The organism is Heliomicrobium gestii (assembly GCF_009877435.1).
Lineage (GTDB): Bacteria > Bacillota > Desulfitobacteriia > Heliobacteriales > Heliobacteriaceae > Heliomicrobium > Heliomicrobium gestii.
In genome coordinates this window covers 233,883-252,354 of record NZ_WXEX01000006.1, presented here as the reverse complement: position 1 = coordinate 252,354, position 18,472 = coordinate 233,883, and the positions used below count along the sequence as shown (strand labels likewise).

Annotated in this window: 19 protein-coding genes; 11 read left to right on the top strand and 8 right to left on the bottom strand. The window is 58.9% G+C overall.

The annotated features are described in order from the left end of the window. Positions 1-11 precede the first annotated feature (11 nt). The 4 genes from spoVAC to GTO89_RS09165 all read left to right on the top strand — a co-directional run bounded on the left by spoVAC (position 12) and on the right by GTO89_RS09165 (position 2,507). Positions 12-491 carry a stage V sporulation protein AC gene (gene spoVAC, locus GTO89_RS09180; RefSeq protein WP_161261771.1) on the top strand — a complete coding sequence of 160 codons (480 nt, stop codon included), beginning with the start codon at positions 12-14 and terminating at the stop codon, positions 489-491. Between the two features lies 1 nt (position 492). Continuing rightward, a complete protein-coding gene (gene spoVAD, locus GTO89_RS09175; RefSeq protein WP_161261770.1) occupies positions 493-1,503 on the top strand; it encodes a stage V sporulation protein AD in 1,011 nt (336 codons plus the stop codon). Between the two features lie 99 nt (positions 1,504-1,602). Next, positions 1,603-1,956, top strand: coding sequence for a stage V sporulation protein AE (gene spoVAE / locus GTO89_RS09170; RefSeq protein ID WP_161261769.1), 354 nt, complete (start codon positions 1,603-1,605; stop codon positions 1,954-1,956). Between the two features lie 62 nt (positions 1,957-2,018). Further along, positions 2,019-2,507, top strand: a complete 489-nt coding sequence (locus GTO89_RS09165) for a YhcN/YlaJ family sporulation lipoprotein (protein WP_161261768.1) — start codon at positions 2,019-2,021, stop codon at positions 2,505-2,507. 10 nt (positions 2,508-2,517) lie between these two features. Here GTO89_RS09165 and GTO89_RS09160 read toward each other — a convergent pair whose 3' ends face one another. The 6 genes from GTO89_RS09160 to GTO89_RS09135 all read right to left on the bottom strand — a co-directional run bounded on the left by GTO89_RS09160 (position 2,518) and on the right by GTO89_RS09135 (position 7,428). Beyond that, positions 2,518-2,856, bottom strand: coding sequence for a CXXX repeat peptide modification system protein (locus GTO89_RS09160; RefSeq protein ID WP_161261767.1), 339 nt, complete (start codon positions 2,854-2,856; stop codon positions 2,518-2,520). 11 nt (positions 2,857-2,867) lie between these two features. Then, positions 2,868-3,830: a CXXX repeat peptide maturase gene (locus GTO89_RS09155; RefSeq protein WP_161261766.1), complete on the bottom strand. Its 963-nt coding sequence runs from the start codon at positions 3,828-3,830 to the stop codon at positions 2,868-2,870. Further along, positions 3,831-5,018: a radical SAM peptide maturase, CXXX-repeat target family gene (locus GTO89_RS09150; protein WP_161261765.1), complete on the bottom strand. Its 1,188-nt coding sequence runs from the start codon at positions 5,016-5,018 to the stop codon at positions 3,831-3,833. Positions 5,019-5,080: 62 nt separating this feature from the next. Continuing rightward, complete coding sequence (locus GTO89_RS09145; protein ID WP_161261764.1) at positions 5,081-5,617, bottom strand: hypothetical protein; 537 nt, start codon at positions 5,615-5,617, stop codon at positions 5,081-5,083. Positions 5,618-5,952: 335 nt separating this feature from the next. Then, entirely contained in the window at positions 5,953-6,249 is a 297-nt protein-coding gene (locus GTO89_RS09140) for a zinc-ribbon domain containing protein (RefSeq protein WP_161261763.1), read from the bottom strand. Positions 6,250-6,450: 201 nt separating this feature from the next. Then, positions 6,451-7,428 (bottom strand): patatin-like phospholipase family protein, encoded by a 978-nt coding sequence (locus GTO89_RS09135; RefSeq protein ID WP_161261762.1) that lies wholly within the window; start codon positions 7,426-7,428, stop codon positions 6,451-6,453. Between the two features lie 218 nt (positions 7,429-7,646). On the opposite strand from GTO89_RS09135, the gene GTO89_RS09130 reads away from it, so the two are divergent. The 5 genes from GTO89_RS09130 (at position 7,647) to GTO89_RS09110 (ending at position 12,914) form a co-directional block, all read left to right on the top strand. After that, positions 7,647-8,411, top strand: a complete 765-nt coding sequence (locus tag GTO89_RS09130; protein ID WP_161261761.1) for a GNAT family N-acetyltransferase — start codon at positions 7,647-7,649, stop codon at positions 8,409-8,411. 27 nt (positions 8,412-8,438) lie between these two features. Then, complete coding sequence (locus GTO89_RS09125; protein ID WP_161261760.1) at positions 8,439-9,341, top strand: lysophospholipid acyltransferase family protein; 903 nt, start codon at positions 8,439-8,441, stop codon at positions 9,339-9,341. 166 nt (positions 9,342-9,507) lie between these two features. Beyond that, the gene (locus tag GTO89_RS09120; RefSeq protein ID WP_161261759.1) at positions 9,508-10,518 is read left to right on the top strand and encodes a hydrogenase small subunit; all 1,011 of its coding nucleotides are present in this window, start codon (positions 9,508-9,510) and stop codon (positions 10,516-10,518) included. 24 nt (positions 10,519-10,542) lie between these two features. Continuing rightward, positions 10,543-11,952, top strand: coding sequence for a nickel-dependent hydrogenase large subunit (locus tag GTO89_RS09115; protein WP_161261758.1), 1,410 nt, complete (start codon positions 10,543-10,545; stop codon positions 11,950-11,952). A gap of 50 nt (positions 11,953-12,002) precedes the next feature. After that, positions 12,003-12,914, top strand: coding sequence for a DHH family phosphoesterase (locus GTO89_RS09110; protein WP_161261757.1), 912 nt, complete (start codon positions 12,003-12,005; stop codon positions 12,912-12,914). A gap of 143 nt (positions 12,915-13,057) precedes the next feature. Here GTO89_RS09110 and galE read toward each other — a convergent pair whose 3' ends face one another. Then, on the bottom strand, positions 13,058-14,044 hold the full coding sequence (gene galE / locus GTO89_RS09105) for a UDP-glucose 4-epimerase GalE (protein ID WP_161261756.1): 987 nt from the start codon (positions 14,042-14,044) through the stop codon (positions 13,058-13,060). A 188-nt stretch (positions 14,045-14,232) separates the two neighbouring features. Between galE and GTO89_RS09100 the strand changes: the two genes are divergently transcribed. Continuing rightward, the gene (locus tag GTO89_RS09100) at positions 14,233-15,306 is read left to right on the top strand and encodes a YeiH family protein (RefSeq protein ID WP_161261755.1); all 1,074 of its coding nucleotides are present in this window, start codon (positions 14,233-14,235) and stop codon (positions 15,304-15,306) included. Here the strand turns inward: GTO89_RS09100 and GTO89_RS09095 are convergent. Continuing rightward, on the bottom strand, positions 15,253-16,218 hold the full coding sequence (locus GTO89_RS09095; RefSeq protein ID WP_161261754.1) for a LysR family transcriptional regulator: 966 nt from the start codon (positions 16,216-16,218) through the stop codon (positions 15,253-15,255). The genes GTO89_RS09100 and GTO89_RS09095 overlap by 54 nt on opposite strands. A gap of 212 nt (positions 16,219-16,430) precedes the next feature. On the opposite strand from GTO89_RS09095, the gene GTO89_RS17840 reads away from it, so the two are divergent. Continuing rightward, positions 16,431-18,413, top strand: coding sequence for an ATP-binding protein (locus GTO89_RS17840; protein WP_328793885.1), 1,983 nt, complete (start codon positions 16,431-16,433; stop codon positions 18,411-18,413). The last annotated feature ends 59 nt before the right edge of the window (positions 18,414-18,472 follow it).

Below are 18,472 nucleotides of genomic sequence, written 5' to 3'. Positions count from 1 at the left end.
GGGAAGCGGGATTGTCGAACAAAAAGAAGAAGAACCTGACGCCGGTCCAGCAGGAGTACCATGACTTTTCCAAGCTTCGGGAACCGAAACGGCCGGTCCTCAAAAACTGTCTCTGGGCTTTTTTTGTCGGCGGGTCCATCTGCCTGTTCGGCCAGTTCCTCCAAAACTTTTTCCTCTGGAACTTCAATTTCAATGAAAAGACGGCCGGCAACCCGACGGTGGCGATCCTGGTCCTGCTCTCGGTGGCGCTCACCTCATTGGGGGTCTACGATCACGTCGCCCAGCACGCCGGCGCCGGGACGGCCGTGCCGGTGACCGGTTTCGCCAACTCGATGGCCTCGGCGGCCATCGAACACCGGACAGAGGGCTATGTCCTTGGCGTTGGCGGCAAGATGTTTAAGCTGGCCGGGCCGGTCATCGTCTTCGGCGTCGTCGCCGCCTTCGTGGTGGCGCTGGTGAAGACGCTCCTCTCCATGGCGGGGGTTTTGTAGTATGCAGCAAGGACATCAGAGCTGGTCCTTTGCCAACCGGCCTGTGATCATCGCCTCCGCTGCCGTCGGCGGACCTTTTGAGGCCCAGGGACCGCTGGCGAAGGACTTTGACATGCTCCACGGCGACATCTGGCTGGGCCAGGCCAGTTTTGAGAAGGCGGAGCGCAAGCTCCTGGAAGAAGCCTGCGAGGTCGCCGTCCGCAAGGCGGGGCTGCAGAAAAAGGACATCGAGTTTTTCCTCTGCGGCGATCTGATGAACCAGATCACCGCCAGCAGTTTTGCGGCCCGCACGATGGCCGTCCCCTACCTGGGGCTCTTCGGCGCCTGTTCCACCTCCATGGAGGGGCTGGCCCTGGCCTCTTTGATCGTCAACAGCCGGGCGGGGCGCTATGTCCTCTGCGGCACCTCCAGCCACAACGCGACGGCGGAAAAGCAGTTTCGCTACCCCACCGAGTATGGCGGTCAAAAGCCGCCGACGGCCCAGTGGACCGTCACCGGCGCCGGCGTGGCCGTTGTCGCGCCCGAGGGGGAGGGGCCTCGGGTGACAGGGGCCACCATCGGTCGCATCGTCGATATGGGCATCACCGATCCCTTCAACATGGGGGCGGCCATGGCGCCGGCGGCGGTCGATACGATCACCGCCCATTTCCGGGACTTTGGCACCTTCCACGAGGAGTACGATCTGATCGCCACGGGCGACTTGGGGAAGGTGGGCCACCACATCGCCAGAGACCTCTTCGCCAAACATGGCATGGCCATCCCGGAGGAGAAGTTCGTCGACTGCGGCCTCCTCATCTACGGCCGGGACCAGCAAGCCGAGGTGATCGCCGGCGGCAGCGGCTGCGGCTGTTCGGCCACAGTCACCTACGGGCACATCCTCAACCGGATGCGGCAGGGCGAACTGCGCAAGATCCTGATCGTCGCCACAGGCGCCCTGTTGTCGCCGATCACGTACCAGCAGAACGAGTCGATCCCCGGCATCGCCCATGCGGTGGCGATCGAGCGGGAGTAGTGCTGATGTTGGTCAGCCCGATGATGGAGATAGCTGGGGCAGTGAAAATAGGAAATTGAGAAACAGGCATTCGGTTTTATGGGAGGGGAGGCGTAAACTGTGGAGACATACTTCTGGGCCTTTGTCGTGGGCGGGCTGATCTGCGTCATCGGGCAGTTGCTGTTCGATGTAGCGAAACTGACGCCGGCCCACACGATGACCCTCCTCGTCGTCTCCGGCGCTGTCCTGGACGGCCTGGGGCTCTATGAGCCGCTGATCGACTTCGCCGGCGCCGGCGCGACCGTTCCGATCACCAGCTTCGGCAACGCCCTGGTGCATGGGGCGATGGCGGAAGCCAAGGCGACGGGGCTGATCGGGATCCTGACGGGGATCTTTGAGGTCACCAGCGCCGGCATCTCGGCGGCGATCATCTTCGGCTTTATCGCCTCCCTGATTGCGAAGCCGAAGGGATAAAGGGACGAGTGAGCGTGTACGATGCGGTGGGTTTCGGAGAGCGCAGGGAAGGGTGAAGGCAGATGCCGTCCGTAGATGGGGGGATGCTTCGTTTGGGTTTGCCGAAAGGGAAGCGGAGGTGGAAATGGGCCGCCATGGCCCTTTCGTTCGCCCTGCTGTTCAGCGGTTGCGCAGCCGGGCAGCCGGCAGTAAAAAACAGCGATGTACAAGAACGGCCTTCCCGGATGGATCCGGCGCTGGCCCAGGACGTAAAAAGCGCCGTCAAGTCCATCCAGGGAGTCGACGACAGCACGGCCTTCGTGCTCGGCAACGATATCGCTGCCGGCGCGAAGGTGACCGGCTTTGATCGCCTGCGCCTGAAGGGCATCCGAAGCGCCATCGATCGGCAGATCCGGGAGACCTACAAGGGCTACCGGGTGCATGTGACGACCGATAAAAAGCTCTTCAAGCAGATCCAACAGATCGAAGCGCAAGAAAAATCCCCGGGGGACGCGCCGCCGGAGATTGAAAAGAATTTCCGCAAGATTTTGTTGGACAATGATTCGCCCTAAAGGCCCTTGACTATTGACGCAAAAAGATGTTGCAACTGTCAAAATCGATTTCCCAGCTGCCGCCGTCGACGTTTTTCCAACGGTATGTTTGGCTTTTCTCGTCCCACCAACGTTGAAAACGGGCGGAAATATCGGAAATATCATGGACGAGTTTATGGTACAATCCGCTGTTTTCCAACTCTTGTTCCGGCAATTTGTTCAGTGTGAGTGAAAGCTCCAGCAAGCCGTTTTTTCGCTCATAGAGAAAGCGGATCTCGTCGCGCTCTTCCGGCGTCACTTGGCCGACCAGTTCTTTTTTTCCGTGTTTTTTACAGGTTCGACAAGCCTTCCAGTCTTCCTGGTTTCGCATGAACGGGCCTCCTATTGGTAGAGTAACCGCAGGGTTTTGGAGATGGGATCGAGGTAATCGACGCCCGGGATGGCCGGGAGTTTGGCGAAAAGGCCCATCGTATGGAGCCGGTGAAGCAACCGTCGCGACGCATCCCGTTCAATGTGAGAAAGGAGGCACTGTTGCCGGGAGGGGATATGGATTTCGCCGGTCGTCGTGACCGATAAAAAGTGACAGCGCTTACAGTGAAAAGCGTCACAGGCTCTGCAGATGGGGGCATGGTCCAGGCGGAGCAGGTGGCTGTTTTTTTGTTGCAACCCGTCGCGCAAATGGCCGATGGAATGGGCGGGATCGTGGTAAAAAAAGGCGGGACACAGGTACAAGGCGCCATCGGGCGCCACGGTCACATGATCGATCCCGGCGTTGCAGTTGTTCATATCGCCGAGCATGAGCCTGTCCGAAAGGACGCTCACCTCAAAAATATGGTGGCGTGAGTAGGCGGCGATGAGCAATTCAATGACTTGCTCCAACTGTTCCGTATAGGTCCAGAATTCATTGCCTGTAAATTGAGGGATGTCCTCCAAGATCACGTTGATTCGCTTGGTGAGATGGGACAACAGGGTGATCCCATTGGCCAGTTGAGCCAGGGCGGTCTTCGGCACCAGGAGGATCACATTGTCAACGGACTCGTTCAGGTTCACCAGATTGTCTTCGGACAGGCGAATCACGACGGTGGCCGGACGGACCTGGCTGACGCTGACTGGGGAGATGAAAGCGCCGCCGCTCTGCGCCATGAGGTCAAGCAAATCATCGGGCAGGTGATGATCGCCCAGCAGGTAATTTACGGACAGGTTTTGCGCTGCGGCAAAGGCAATCGCCTCCGTGAGGCGCTCTTTTGCAATAAATCCCGTGAAGGGCTGGTTTTTTTCTGCTCGATAGTAGCACATGGGGGCTACCACGTTTTCCGTCATGATCATCAGGTGTGTGAGTGCCATCTATGCCTCCGTTGACTGCGCAGCGCGCAGCTTGTTCCAAAAATAATCGTTGGCCCGCACCCTGGCCTTGTGCATGTTACAGATAAATGTGGCCCGTTGGTAGATGGTCGGCGTGTCGGCATAATCATAATTCGCGCCCGGACACCAGGCGCATCCGCTGGCCACTTCACAGGTCATGCATTCGCTGTTGCTCTGGGAGATCCGGTCCAATACCAGAAAGGGTCGCAGCTTATTCATGTCCACACCGGTGAAACAATCGCCGACGACCCGCGCAGGCTTGTGATTGAGGGAAAAGGGGGCAAAGCGCACACAGGGATAGAAATTGCCTGTATGGTTGACGGCGAGCATGCGGCCGGCGCCACACCAGTTTTGATTGTCATGAACGGCATCCAAGGGTTTTCCGATCAGTTCTGAAAAGAAGGATACATTATGGTCTTCGTAGAGCTGGTGGTCGATGATGTAATCGGCCAGTTCCCTGAGTTGGGTTTCAAAAAGGACATCATCGCCGTCGTGCCAGACATCTTCAAAGACCAGGTTGATGTCGATGGTCTTAATCCCCAGTTCCCATAAATGGATCACGCTTTCCTTGATATAGGGGAGATCGTCCCGGGAGACGGTCGATTTGGTCCGCGCGTCGGGAAATTGGTGTAACCAGAGGGGGATGTTTTTCATGATCAGATCGTACGAACCAGACCCGTTGGGGAAAATCCGGTTGGCGTCATGTTTCGTCTTCGTGCCGTCGAGGGTGATCCCGATGCTCAAGTGGGTTTTGTTTTTTTGAATAAACCGTTGAACCCGTTCGTCATCATACATCAACCCGTTGGTGGTGAAATTGAACCGGTAGCTGTTAAACCAGGGATGATCCAAGCGATACATAGCGATTTTGATGTAGTCGCAGATCTGGTCCACCCGATCGATCTCGAGAAAAGGCTCGCCGCCGATAAAATCAAAAATGACCGACTTCTCGCCAAACAGGCTCCGTTCAGCCAACAGATAGTCGACCGTGCGTCGGGCGATAGAAAAGTCCAATTTGTTCACATTGTTTTTGCCGACAACATAGCAGTATTTGCATCTCAACTGACAATCTTCCGTGACGATAAAGGTGATGCTTTTTACGCTTTCTTCTTGCCAGTTCTTAAAGGGTTGTCCCAGTCTGTATCCGAGTTGACTCCTTTGCCCGTCGGACATGTGGCGTTACCTTCTCCCGTGCATCCAATTTTCCCGCGGCAGTCACTGGGTCAAATAAAGGATCACCGGCCGTGCAGGCAGGTCACATGACACCCGCCCTGGCAGCTGCTTTGACAAAGGCCGCCACAACTGGAACCGCACATACCGGAGCAGCGGCCACTGCAGCCGGTCATGCAACTGCCACTGCAGCTGCCGCTGCAGGAACCGCTGCAATTGCCGTCACAGGTCGATTTGGAACTGCTTTTGGAATCACTCGAAGTGGGTTTCGCCGGTTGACTCGATGAATTCGTCGGGGTGGATGTCGTCGAGGATTTGCTCGACTGGCTGGAACCACCACTGGTGGATTTATTCGATGAAGTCGAATCATCTGTCGTTGTCGATTTCGCCGGTTGACTGGAGCTGGAGCTGTCTGTTTTTTTGTCTTTCTTATCCGATTTATCGTCATCATCGGAATCACTGTCACAACCGCTGGTAAGCAGTCCGAGCCCGAGGATGGTTAGCGAAGGGATGAGGATGGTGGTGTTCTTCACAAAACTTCGTCGACTGATCCTTTCACTTTGCAATGGTTCGGTTCCTGAGTTTTTTTCTTCAAAATCCATACGACTCATCCCTTCTCAAATCATAATCCCATCTACATAATGTTTTATTTCTATGGCCGCAACCGCCAAATCGGCGTAAAGATTTTACAAATAAACAGAAAAGATGTCCTTGTTCTAAGCTTACCATGTCAAAAAAATCAAATCAATGCGATAACCTCGAAGAGGTCAGTCTATATCCGTATAAAACAACAGGGTTTCTGATATTTTTATGTAAAAGATTCGGGGCTTGTCGGGTGGGGACATTATCTTTATCGCATACTTGATTTCTAGATATAATTTTTTAAAAAGAAAAAGCACCCCAAGGCAGGCCTGGGGTGCTTTGTATGTTCAGAGGATTACCAGTTGCTGCGGCGGTTGTTGAAGCAGTCGCGGCAGTAGACGGGCTTATCGCCGCGGGGCTGGAAGGGAACACTGGTTTCCACGCCGCAGGAGGCGCAGACGGCGGGGAACATTTGACGCTCTTGACGGGGTTCGGTGGAACCGCCGCGTTGAGCTTTCCGGGCAGCCCGGCAACCGGCGCAACGGCCAGGCTCGTTAGTGAAGCCTTTTTCAGCGTAGAATTCTTGCTCCGAAGCGGAGAACAGGAACTCGCTACCGCACTCTTTACAGGTGAGATACTTGTCTTGGTACATGAGAAAATCCTCCTCGATAATCGTTTGCCCGTGCTAAGGAGGTACCGCATCCCATCACTTCCCATAGCCGGTGGCAATCGAGAAGGGTATCGTCCATCCGTAAGCATCGCGAGCTTAAGCTCAGTATAACCGATGAATTGCGGGTTGGTAAAGAAAAAAACGGCGAGAGACATAAGATCTTCCACCGGAATACCTTCGGAATCACTGTCGAATTTTGCTGAAAAAAGAGGAAGTCGTTGACGCAAGTCTCTGTCGAGATCGGAAGCTGGCAAAGGGTTTCCCTGTTAACAGATGTGTCATCGACGATGGCGCTTTTCTGTGGCAGGCCCTATCGACCCGGTCGAGGATGTCGAAAATCTCGTCCAGGCGTTCTTTCGCATGGTCATAGCCGCGCTCCATGCAGTGTTCCGCCTGGTTGAAATCGAACATGCCGATGCCGCCCACATGGGGGCGAAGCACGAGATCGGCATGTTGGGCGGTCCGTTTCGACTGGCTGGCCACGTTGATGGTGATCACCCGGTACAGGATGGACATGAAGGAGTGGAAAGGCGCGTCGACGGGATCGGCAAAGACCAGGTCGACGGCGAGGACGATGTCGGCGCCGAGGGCGCGCGCAGCCGAGGCGGGGCAGTTCTCCAGGATGCCGCCGTCGACGAAGAGGTGGTTCTTGTATTCGACCGGCTGAAAGAGCAGGGGAACGGCGCAACTGGCCTGGACGGCCCGGGCGACGGAGATGTCGGAAAAGACGTCGCTGTCAGGGAGGGGATGAAGGAGCGGTCGGGAGGCAAACAGCGCCTGCCGGCCTCGTCGCAGGTCCGCCGACAAGATAGCGACGGGGTTTTTCAGGTCGACCATCCGGGCGTCCCCCGTCTTTTCGGCGATCAGTTCGAAGAGCTTTTTGCCGCGCACCAGACCGCGCGTTTGCGCGTCCTTGCGGAACAGCTTATTAAGAAACTGGCCGTAGTCGTAATCGAGATAGCTGCGGTCGATGGAGGGGACGAATTCGATCAGTTCCCGGGCGCTGTAACCGAATCCGTAGAGGGCGGCCACGATGGAGCCGGAACTGGTTCCTGCCAAACAGTGGATGGGGATGCGCGCTTCTTCGAGGGCGAGGAGGATCCCCAGGTGGGCGCAGCCGACGATGCCGCCGCCGCCCAGGGCGATTCCGATTTTCGTCAAAGCTGTGGGCCTCGCTTGCGGGTCCGGATGTGCCGGGACGTTTTCAGTGTGCGCGCCTGTGAGCAGGTTATGTTACCATTTTTTAACCATTTGGCAACAAAACGATAAGATGGGGCTGATACAGTTTTCACACTGTTGTGATTGCCGCACTTGCCGGAAAAGGGTCTGCTTTCCAGGAAATCATCGAGGAGCGACCGGTATGGAAAGGGGAGTGCGCCATGAACCGCACAGTGGTCCCTGTCGCTCGACGGGCGGCGTTGCAGGTCAAGCTGGCGCAACGGGCCGACGAGATCGAACAGGCGCTGCGCTTGCGCTACCAGGTTTTCGTGGAAGAGTTGGGCAATCGCCATCTCTATGACGCGTCCGGCATCGAGCGTGATGCCTATGATGCCTATTGTGATCACTTGATCGTGACAGATGCGGACAGGGATTGCGTCGTCGGCGCGTACCGCCTGCTCCCGGGATACCGGGTGATGGAGCATATCGGCTTTTATTCGGAGACGGAGTTCGACCTTTCCGCCTTTAGGGCGGTGAAAGGGCTCACCTTGGAATTGGGCCGCAGTTGCGTCGCTCCGGAATACCGCAACGGCACGGTGATTCAGCGGCTCTGGGAGGGCATCGCCGATTATCTGCAACTGCACAGCCATCGATACCTGATCGGCTGTGTGAGCCTGCCGGGGCAGGATGTGGACGCTGTAAGCGAACTGTACAGCCTGTTATGGAAAAAAGGCGTCGTGACGGAGCGCTTTGGGATCTGCCCGCTCGCTTCCCACCGGATCGCGGGGTTGCGACAGGTGGACATCGCCTACAGCGAAAAAGAGATGAACCGGCGCTTGCCGCCGCTGCTCAAGGGCTACCAGTGGCTGGGTGCGGAGATCGCCGGTGAACCGGCCTATGATCCGATCTTTCGGACCACCGATTTTTTCGTTGTCCTCGAGACGGCCAATGTGGCGAGGCGGTATCAGCGGCATTTTCTGCGCTAACGGCAGCGGGTGAGGGGATGGGCTGTTATGTACGAATGGATCGCGAAAATCACCGGCGATGAAGGGCGCTTCGAATCGCTGGCTCGGCTGGTCGCTCTTCTGCCGCGGCCCATCGTGTTGGCCGCTTGCCAGACGCTGGGATGGGCGCTGTACCGTTTCGCCGGCGTCGTGCGGGAACAGGTGAAGGCGAATATGGGCGAACTGCTGGGGGAAGCGTCGGAGGCTCGCTTGTACACATGCTGCCGGGACTTTTTTCGGCATGGCGCCCTCGCGTTGTACGAGGTGCTGGCGGCTGTCGCCGAGCCGGAGAGGCTGCAAGAACAGCCCTTCGCCATCGAAGGGCTGGAACACCTGGAGACGGCGCTGAGCTCCGGGCGAGGGGCCATCCTGTTCACCCCCCATCTGGGGAATTTTTTTTATTCCTATTGGGCCCTTTCCCGGCGGTATCCCTGCCTGACTGTGGGGACCGCCGGCAGTCCCGAACTTCGGCCCATCTACGAACGTTTTCACCAGTTGGGCTGCCCGGGCCTGGATTATGACGCCACACCGCCCTTGGAATTGGTTCGCGCGCTGCGCCGGCACCTGCAGCAACGAGGGCTGATCTTTTTGCTCGGCGATTTTTGGCGTCCCAACTTCCCGCCGTCCCTTTTTTTCGATCGCCCGACGCGCAGCCCCGGCGGAACGGCGCTGCTGGCGCTGGACCTGGAGACGCCGGTCGTGCCATTTTACGGCCACCGGATTCGTGGCTCTGAGCACTGTCTCGTCTTTTGCCCGCCCGTCTACCTGCATAGGGAGTTTCGTCCCCACCAGCGGACCGAGGCGACAAACCGCCTGAACCGTCTGCTGGCTGAGATGGTGGCCTGGGTTCCCGAGCAGTGGTTTTACTGGTTTAACGTCCATGAGCGATGGGAGCGCGAAGGGGCCCTTTGAAAAGCGCCCCAATGACAATAAAGAGAAAGGGATACATAAGCGACGTCTTCGGCGGAGGCGTCCTTTCTTTCTCTCGTATGGCATGTTCTACCGTCGCATACACATACCGTGAACAGGAGGATCGGCGAGGCGACAGGTGACAGGCGGCATCGGGGAGGGGACGTCCATGCGCAGGGCGGAATTTGAGCGGCTGTGCCGGAACTGGCCTTTTGAGAAGGGGGATGCCTTAACGGGCGCGGTGCTGCCCCTGGTTCGGGGGCGCCTGGCGGGACAGCGCGGCGGCAAGCTGCCGGTCATCTGGATCGAGACCTGTGACAGCGGCGACAACAACATCTCCTTTTTGAACACGGCCGCCCCCTATGCCGATCAGGTCTTTTCCGGGATGATCGATCTGCTCTACAGCAACACGTTCATGGCAGCCCAGGGAAGGGACGCCCTTTGGTTGTTGCAGGACGCCCATGAGCGCAGGAAGCAGCGCTACACCCTCGTGGTCGAAGGCGCCATTCCCCTAGGCGGGCGGGGGCGCTTTGCGGTGATCGCTTGGACGCCTGCCGGTCCGTTGACAGCCTACGATGCGGTGCGGTGGTTGGGAAGCGCGGCCGAATACGTGGTGGCATTGGGGACCTGCGCCGCCTTTGGCGGTCCTTCGGCGGCCCGGCCCAACCCGACGGGATGCGCCGCTGTCAGCGAGGTGATCGACGGGACGGTGATCAACGTGAGCGGATGCCCTGTCAATCCCGACTGGTTCGTGGGGACGCTGGCGCACCTGCTTCTCTATGGGATGCCGGAACTGGACGAACGGGGGCGCCCGGTGATGTTTTATGGCAGCACCGTTCACCGGCACTGCCAACGGCGGTCCTATTTCGATCAGAAGGTGTTTGCCCAGCGACTTGGCGACCGAGAGTGCCTGTTTTCGCTGGGCTGCGCAGGACCGAAGACGTACGCTGACTGTCCCTACCGCTTATGGGTCGATCATGTGAGTTGGCCCGTGAAGGCGAACACGCCCTGCATCGGCTGCACCAATCCGGACTTTCCAGACGGGTCGACGCCTTTTTTCACGCCGTTGCCAGAAAAAGCGAGGCTGCCGCAAAAAGGCGAAACCGCCGAAAACAGGAAACCTCCGCGAGTGCTGGGGGACGCTGCCAGAGGGAGAGCGTCGCCAGAGCCCGGAAGTTGACGGCGTGAAAGGAGGGGTGGACCCATGAGTCCTCAGCGGGTGCTCTTCAGCCCGGTCACGCGGCTCAGCGGTCTTCTCTCGGCCCAGGTGATCCTGGAAGGGGGACGTGTCGTCGACGCCTTTGTGTGCAGTCCTCTCTTCCGGGGATTTGAGGCGATCCTGCGAGATCGCGCCGTGACCGACGCCGTCTATCTGACCCAGCGGGTCTGTGGGATCTGCTCGCTGGCCCATGGCGCCACGGCCAGCTATCTCCTCGATGAACTCTACGACCATGAGATCTCCGAAAATGCTCAGCTCTTGCGCAACATCATGTATGGCGCTGACTTTTTGCAGAATCATCTCCGCCACTTTTATCTCTTCAGCCTGCCCGATTTCGTACAGATGCCGGAGCGGCCGCCCTTTCTCCGGCAAAACCTCACGGATGCCCGCTTTGATGAAGGAACGACAGCGCGCCTGGTGGCCCATTATGGGGAGGCCATCGGCGCCGCGCAGAAAAGCCACCGGATCTTGGCCCTCTTCGGCGGCAAGGCGCCCCACCAGCATAGCTTTGTCCATGGCGGCGTCAGTGTGGCGCCGACGGCCGACAAGGTTGCCCAGGCGTGCGCCTTGTTGCAAGACATTGAACGCTTTATCGAAACTTGCCTGTTGCCGGATACGGCGTTGATCGCCAAAACCTATGGCGACTACTTTTTCATCGGCCAGACGCCCATGCGCCTGCTCTCCTTCGGCCTCTTCCGGTTTGGGCCGAGGAACGAGCGCTTCCTGTGGAAGGGCGGGGCGATGACGGAACAGGGGATGGCGGAGCCGCGGAGCGAGTGGATCCGGGAAGAGACGGCCCACAGTTGGTTTCGAACAGAGAAGGGGGAACTTGCGCCCGATCCCGATAAACCAGGGGGCTACAGCTTCGTCAAAACAGTTCGCTACGCAGGGGAGCCCTTCGAGGTGGGGCCGCTGGCGCGGATGCGGATCAACGGTTTTTACGACGGCGGGACCTCGACGATGGATCGGATTTGCGCCAGGTCGCTCGAGATGGCGCGGATCGCCCGGCTGATGGGGGAGTGGCTGCGCCGGCTCGTCCCCGGCGAGCCGCCGATCGCTCAAAAAAAGACGCCTGTCAAAGGCCAGGTGACGGCAATCACCGATGCCATGCGAGGGGTGTTGCTGCACCGGGCGGAGGTCGAAGCGGAACGGGTGGTTCGCTACGACATCATCACGCCGACTGTCTGGAATTTTTCGCCGAAGGACGGGCAGGGACGGCGGGGTCCCGTGGAGTCGGCCCTCGTCGGGACGGAGATCGGGCGCCCCGATTCGCTCTTCACCATCCTGGGGCGGATCATCCGCGCCTACGATCCCTGCCTGGCCTGTGCGACCCATGTTGTGGACAGGAAAAAAGACGCTGCCGCTTTTCGTTTTAGTGAATTGCCGTTACAATAGAGGCAGGAGCTTGACTGGGAGGTGAATCCCCGGTTTTTCGGGGAGCGAAGATGCGACTGCTGACTCGATCGGATTTTGACGGTTTGGCTTGCGCGGCCCTGCTGATTGAACTGGATCTCGTCGATTCCTTCAAATTTGTCCATCCGAAGGACATGCAGGATGGACTCATTGAGGTCAATGAAAATGACGTCATCGCCAACGTTCCTTTTGTCCCCGGTTGCGGTCTCTGGTTTGACCACCACTCCTCCGAGGAGGAGCGGGGCAGCCTGAAGGCGCAGTACCAGGGGATGTCACGTCCGGCGCCCTCCTGCGCCCGTGTCATCTACGATTATTACGGCGGACAGGAAAAGTTTGGTTCCGACTTCGACGCCCTCATGGCGGCGGTCGATAAGGCCGACTCGGCCCAGTTCACCGTGGAAGAGGCGTTAAACCCGACCGGTTGGGTGCTGCTCTCCTTTGTCATGGATCCCCGCACCGGCCTGGGCCGGTTCCGCAACTTCACCATCAGCAACTACCAGTTGATGGAGAAGCTGGCCCATGAGATCCGCCATAAGCCCATCGAGGCGATCATGGACGATCCCGATGTGAAGGAGCGGGTGGAGCTCTACTTTGAGCAGGCCGAGTTGTTCAAAGGGATGATCAAGGCGCATTCGAAGGTGGAGCAGAACGTGTTGATCACGGACCTGCGCGGTGTCGAGCCCATCTATTCGGGCAACCGCTTCATCCCCTACGCCCTCTTCCCGGAAGTGAACATCAGCATCTGGATCGTTCAGGGCAAGCTGGACAACTGCGTCTTCACCTGCGGCAAGTCGATCTTCGACAAGTCTTCCTCCGTCAATATCGGATCGGTCATGCTCAAGTATGGCGGCGGCGGTCACTTCAATGTGGGCACCTGCCAGGTGCGGCATGATGAAGCGGAAAGGACATTGCAGGCGCTGACAGCGGCCTTCCGGGATCGGTAACGGACGGTTACGCTATGGTCGATAAACCAATACAGCAAACAGAGGGGCTGCCGACGATGCGGCAGCCCCTCTGTTTCTGCGCCATGTTGAAAAAGGGTTCCATGCAGCGGGGAAGCTCCAATGAGCATTCTCCGCTGTTACTTTTACAGGCCTTTGTCCCCACGCCGGCTCTGCCACCGCCAGGCCGTCTCGATGATGGCGGAGAGGTCGCCATGGCGGGGGCGCCAGCCCAGTTCAGCCGTCGCCCGCGCATTCGAGGCGACGAGAACCGCCGGGTCGCCAGGGCGGCGCGGCTCCATGCGCAGGGGGATGGGATGGCCTGTCACTCGGCGGGCCCTTTCGACGACCTGCAAGACTGAGAAACCCTGCCCATTGCCGAGGTTGCAGACGCCGGAAGGGCGACGGTTGGCGAGGGCTTGCAGCGCCAGCACATGGGCGTCGGCCAGGTCGCTCACATGGATGTAGTCGCGGATGCAGGTGCCGTCCGGGGTGGGATAATCGTCGCCGAAGAGGGAGAGGAATTCTCGCTTCCCCTCGGCCACCTGGAGCACATTGGGGATGAGATGGGTCTCCGGCTCATGGCATTCGCCGCTGCGCCCGTCCGGGTCGGCGCCGGCAACGTTGAAATAACGCAGGGCCATCCAACGGATCCCGTGGACGCGCTCAAACCAGGGGAGCATGGCCTCGATGAGCTGTTTGGATAAACCATAGGGGTTGGTGGGGCGAACGGGGTGGTCTTCGGGGATGGGGACCTGTTCCGGCTCGCCATAGACGGCGGCGGTGGAGGAGAGGACGAAGCGCCGGACGCCGGATTTCGCCATGGCTTGCAGCAACACCGCCGTCTGGCCCGTGTTGGCGAGAAAATAGCCTCCCGGGTCTCGCATCGATTCGCCGACGAGGCTTTTGGCGGCGAAATGGAGGACGCCGTCGATGGCGTGGGTGGCAAAGATCTCTGTGAGCAGCGCCGCGTCGCCCACATCGCCCTGGTAGAAGGAGACGCCCTGGGGAGCGAGTTCGCGATGGCCTGTCGTCAGGTTGTCAAGGATGACCACCTCTGCCCCAGCGGCCAACAAGGCCAGGGCGGTGTGGCTGCCGATATACCCGGCGCCGCCGGTGACGAGGTATTTCAACGTGTTCCGCCTCCGTCGCATCGTTTTTTACGTTTGTTCCTGTTTTCTTATCGTTCTTTTCCCTTTTCCTTATCGGTGTTGTGTGGTGGTCTTTCATCACTTTTGCTTATGTCATACATCTTCAACAGTAATTTTACATTTTCCTTGTTGAGGCGTTACGATTGTGCCTGTAGACAAGGAGGGATACGATGAAGTACCGGTGGACTGTGGGCGGGATGCTGTTGACGGCGCTGGTGGCGCTGGCCGCCCAACAGTTGATTCGCTTTTCTCCCTTTACCGTTTTTGGCGCCTTAGTTTCGGCCATCCTGCTGGGGATGGCGGTGCGCGCCGCGGCCGGTGAGCGATTGGCGTCGATGAAAGGGGGCTTCGCCTTTGCGGCAAAGTTCTTGCTCCGGCTGGGCATCGTGCTCATGGGGGTGAGGCTGAACCTTGCCGATATCGCCGCTGCCGGATGGCGCATGGTGGCCCTCGATGGAACCGTGATTGTCTTTGCCTTGACCGTCATTCATCTCCTCGGCAAGCGCCTCGCCGTGGGCGAACGGCTCACATCGCTGATCGCGATTGGGACAGGCGTTTGCGGCGCTGCCGCGATCGGGGCGGCGGCGCAAGCGGTGCGGGCGAAAGACGAAGAGGTGGCCCTATCGGTCACCTTGATTTCCTTGCTGGGAACGGCATTCACCGTCCTGTACACGCTCCTGCAGCCGGTGCTTGCCTTTTCGGCGCAGCAATACGGCGTCTTTGTCGGGGCGACGCTCCATGAGATCGCCCATGTGGTGGCGGCAGCGGCGCCAGCCGGCGCCAGCGGCAGCGACCAGGCGCTCCTGGTGAAGCTGGGCCGGGTGATCCTCCTGGCGCCTGTCGTGATGGCGTTGGAGTGGCGGTACCGCCAGCGCGCCAGCGCCGATGCAACCGACGCCAACACCAACACCGGCGCGGGCCTCCCCGACGGCGCTGCCCCTGGCGTCGGCGCAGACGAAGGGATCGGCGCCAGGGTGAAGACCCCAGCGCCGATCCCCTGGTTTGTGGTGGGCTTTTTGGCGATGGCTCTGCTGAATACGTATCATTGCTTTTCGCCGGCGATCACCGCTGCCATGGTCAGCGCCAGCCTGTTCCTGATGGCCATGGCGATGGCGGGGATGGGGCTGAATGTGTGGATCGGCGATTTTAAGCGCGTCGGCGTTGCGCCCGTCTTGCTGGGAGTGAGCGGGTCAGTCCTGCTCAGCCTTTTCGGGCGATTCACCATGGCCGTCCTCAGCCTGTAACTCCCCATCGGTTGATGCCGGCGCGTCCAGCCGGTGGCGGATAAAGTCAAGGAAGTGTTCCGCCGCCAGGGTGGCGAACTTCTCCCGGTGGTAAAAGAGGGTAAAGGTCCGGGCGATGGTCCCCTCAGCCAGGGGGAGGATGGTCAGATGGTGCTGGGCCACGTCATCGACGACGGCCAGCCGGGAAAGAACGGAAAAACCGAGCCCCGCCTTGACGGACTCTTTGATCGCCTGGGTGCTGCCCAACTCCATCACCACCTGCAGATCGGCAGGCCGGACGCCATGGGATTGGAGGAACTGTTCAAAAAAGCGGCGTGTTCCCGACATGGGCTCGCGCAGCACCCAGCGCAGCCGCAACAGTTCCGCCAGGGAAAGGGGCGCCCGGTGTTCGATGTCGGGCGGGGCGATGATGACGAGTTCGTCGCCGCCGCAGGGAAGTTGGATGAGCGTGCCGGGGAGTTCGTCGGGGCTTTCGATGAACCCCAGATCGAGCTGTCCACGGGTGACCATGGCGGTGATCTGTTCCGAATTGGAGACATCCATGGCGAGGCGCACCTTGGGATGGGTCTGGCGGAAGAGGACGAGGAGTTTGGGCAGCAGATACTCGCCGACAGTCAGGCTGGCGCCGACGCGCAGATGGCCGCGGATATCTTGCGTCAATCCCTGCATGGCCTTGCCGGCGCGGCCGTAAAGGCGCTCTAGTTCAAGGGCAAAGGGATAGAGGGTCTTGCCGGCCGTCGTGATCAACAGACGCCGGTGCAGGCGATCGAAGAGCTTGACGGCGAAGTGGGCCTCCAGGTTGAGGATTTGTTGGCTCACCGCCGACTGGGTCATATGGAGTTCCTGCGCCGCCAGGGAGATGCTGCCTTTGTCGACAACGGTCTTGAAAATCGACAGTTGGGTGTCGAGCATGACATACCGTCTCCTTGCCAGTCCGTAGATTTCAGGTCAAAAAGAGCGCTGTTCAAAGACGTTCCAGTCATAGGTGAAGGAGTTTATCCTTTTTTCTCGAACAGACTGTAAAATGGGAAATTGAAGAACGCGCTCTGTTTGCGTCAGGCTGAACCATTTTTGGTTCGAGCCTTTTTCATTTTGACGCCTTTTGGGCGAAAGGACGCAAAGGTGTGAACGGGATTTGGGTGATGGTCATGGAGAAACCGGAGAACTCCCTGTTGAATAGCGGCGCATGGTTTCGATTCTGGCGGCAGAAACTGCTTCCGCAGCCGATCACCAAGCGGTTTTACCTGGCGATGGTGCTGCTCGTCATCGTCCATACGGCCATCTTGAGCGGGATTGTTCATATGGTGTTTTTGAAAAAAGAGCGCTTTGAACGCTCCAATGATATCATATCGGCCACGGCAGAGATGGAAAAGCGAGCCGCCTCAGCGGGGTGGCAAGCGGTGGCAGACGAGATCGCGGCGCTCTATCCCGGATTGACGATCGGTTATTACTCCGGTGAGCAGGGTCAGTTTCTCGCTTTGCGCAGCCACGAACGATACCGCATCCGTGTTGTCGATTATATCTTTCCCCTCTGGAACGCATCCCTTCCGGCGTTGCCGGAAAGGGAGCAAACGGGTCTGGCCGCCCATGTCCCGGCGCCGGTGTTGGCGTCCGGGGAGACGGAGGAAAGGGGAGCGGTCTTCCTGGGATGGTGGAGCAACCCGGTGCTTGTTCAGATACGGCCGGTTCCCGGCGAGGCGTCGGTCTATGGCATGGCCTTTGTCCGGAATCGCGACTTTCACATCCCTGTCCTGCTGCGGACGGGGGAGGTGATCTTTGTGGAGGCCATCCTGGCGGGACTGCTCATCGCCGGCGCGGGGAGAATATTCAGCCGTTTCCGCGCCGAGATCGTGGGTTTTGGTCGCGCCGCCATGGTCGAGAATCATCATGTTTCGCCCGATCTGTTGCCGGAGTTAAATCCGCTGGTGGACAAGTTTCGCGCCGACTCTCGCCATTTCCGGCGAGTGAAGCGAGACCTGGCCATCGAAGTGACCAAGCGGATGCAGGCCGTCAACGCCTTGACCACATCGGAAGCGAGATTCGCCAAAGCCTTTCACGCCAATCCCCACCCCATGTGCATCACCGCCATGGGCGATGGCCGTTTTATCGAGGTCAATGACTGCTTTTTGCAAGCGACGGGGTATGAACGGGATGAGGTGATCGGGCAGAAATTGCCCGAATTCTGTCTCTGTGAGGCCGAGGAGAGCGGCGCCCCCGATGCCGGCGAGGCGATCACCGGCGTTTTTCGCAATGTGGAGCGGAAGATCTGCACCAAGTCGGGGGAGGACCGGATCTGGCTGGTCTCGGCAGAGGTGATCGCGCTGGAAGGGCGCCTCTGTCATCTCTACTCGGTGAACGATATCACGGAGATCCGCAAGTTGGAAGGGGAGTTTGCCCGTCTCGACCGGCTGAATCTGGTCGCTCAGATGGCCGCCGGCATCGGCCATGAGATTCGCAATCCCATGACAACCGTCCGCGGCTTTCTGCAGATCCTAGGGGCAAAAGGGGAGTTGGCGCCCCATAGGGAGCATTTTGACTTGATGATCGACGAACTCGACCGGGCCAACTCGATCATCACCGAGTTTTTGTCGCTGGCCAAGCACAAGGTGGACGATCTCAAGCGGCAGGACCTGAATGCCATCATCCGAGCGCTCCATCCCCTGCTGGAGGCCGACGCCTCGCTGGGCCAAAAAACCATCCGGTTGGATCTGGGCGAGATCCCGGAGATTTATCTCGGGGAGAAAGAAATCCGCCAACTCGTACTCAACCTGGTTCGCAATGGTCTCGAGGCGATGGGCGAAGGCGGGGCGCTGACGATCCGCAGCGGTTGCGAAGACGAAGAGGTGGTGCTGGCGGTCCACGATCAGGGATCTGGGATCAGCCCCGCTGTGCTGAAAAAGCTGGGCACGCCTTTTTTCACGACGAAGGAACAGGGAACCGGTTTGGGGCTCGCCGTCTGCCAAAACATCGTTGTCCGCCATCAGGCCCAGATGTCCATAGAGACGGGAAACCAAGGAACCACTTTTCTTGTGCGCTTTCCCTTTCATGTTGATTTTTCTCATTCATCTCTTTCCGGGGAGAACGACTTCCATTATACTGGTTTGTGACGAAAACCATTGATGTTGTACGCGACCGAGCAAACAACCGCTTTGTTTGATCAATGAAG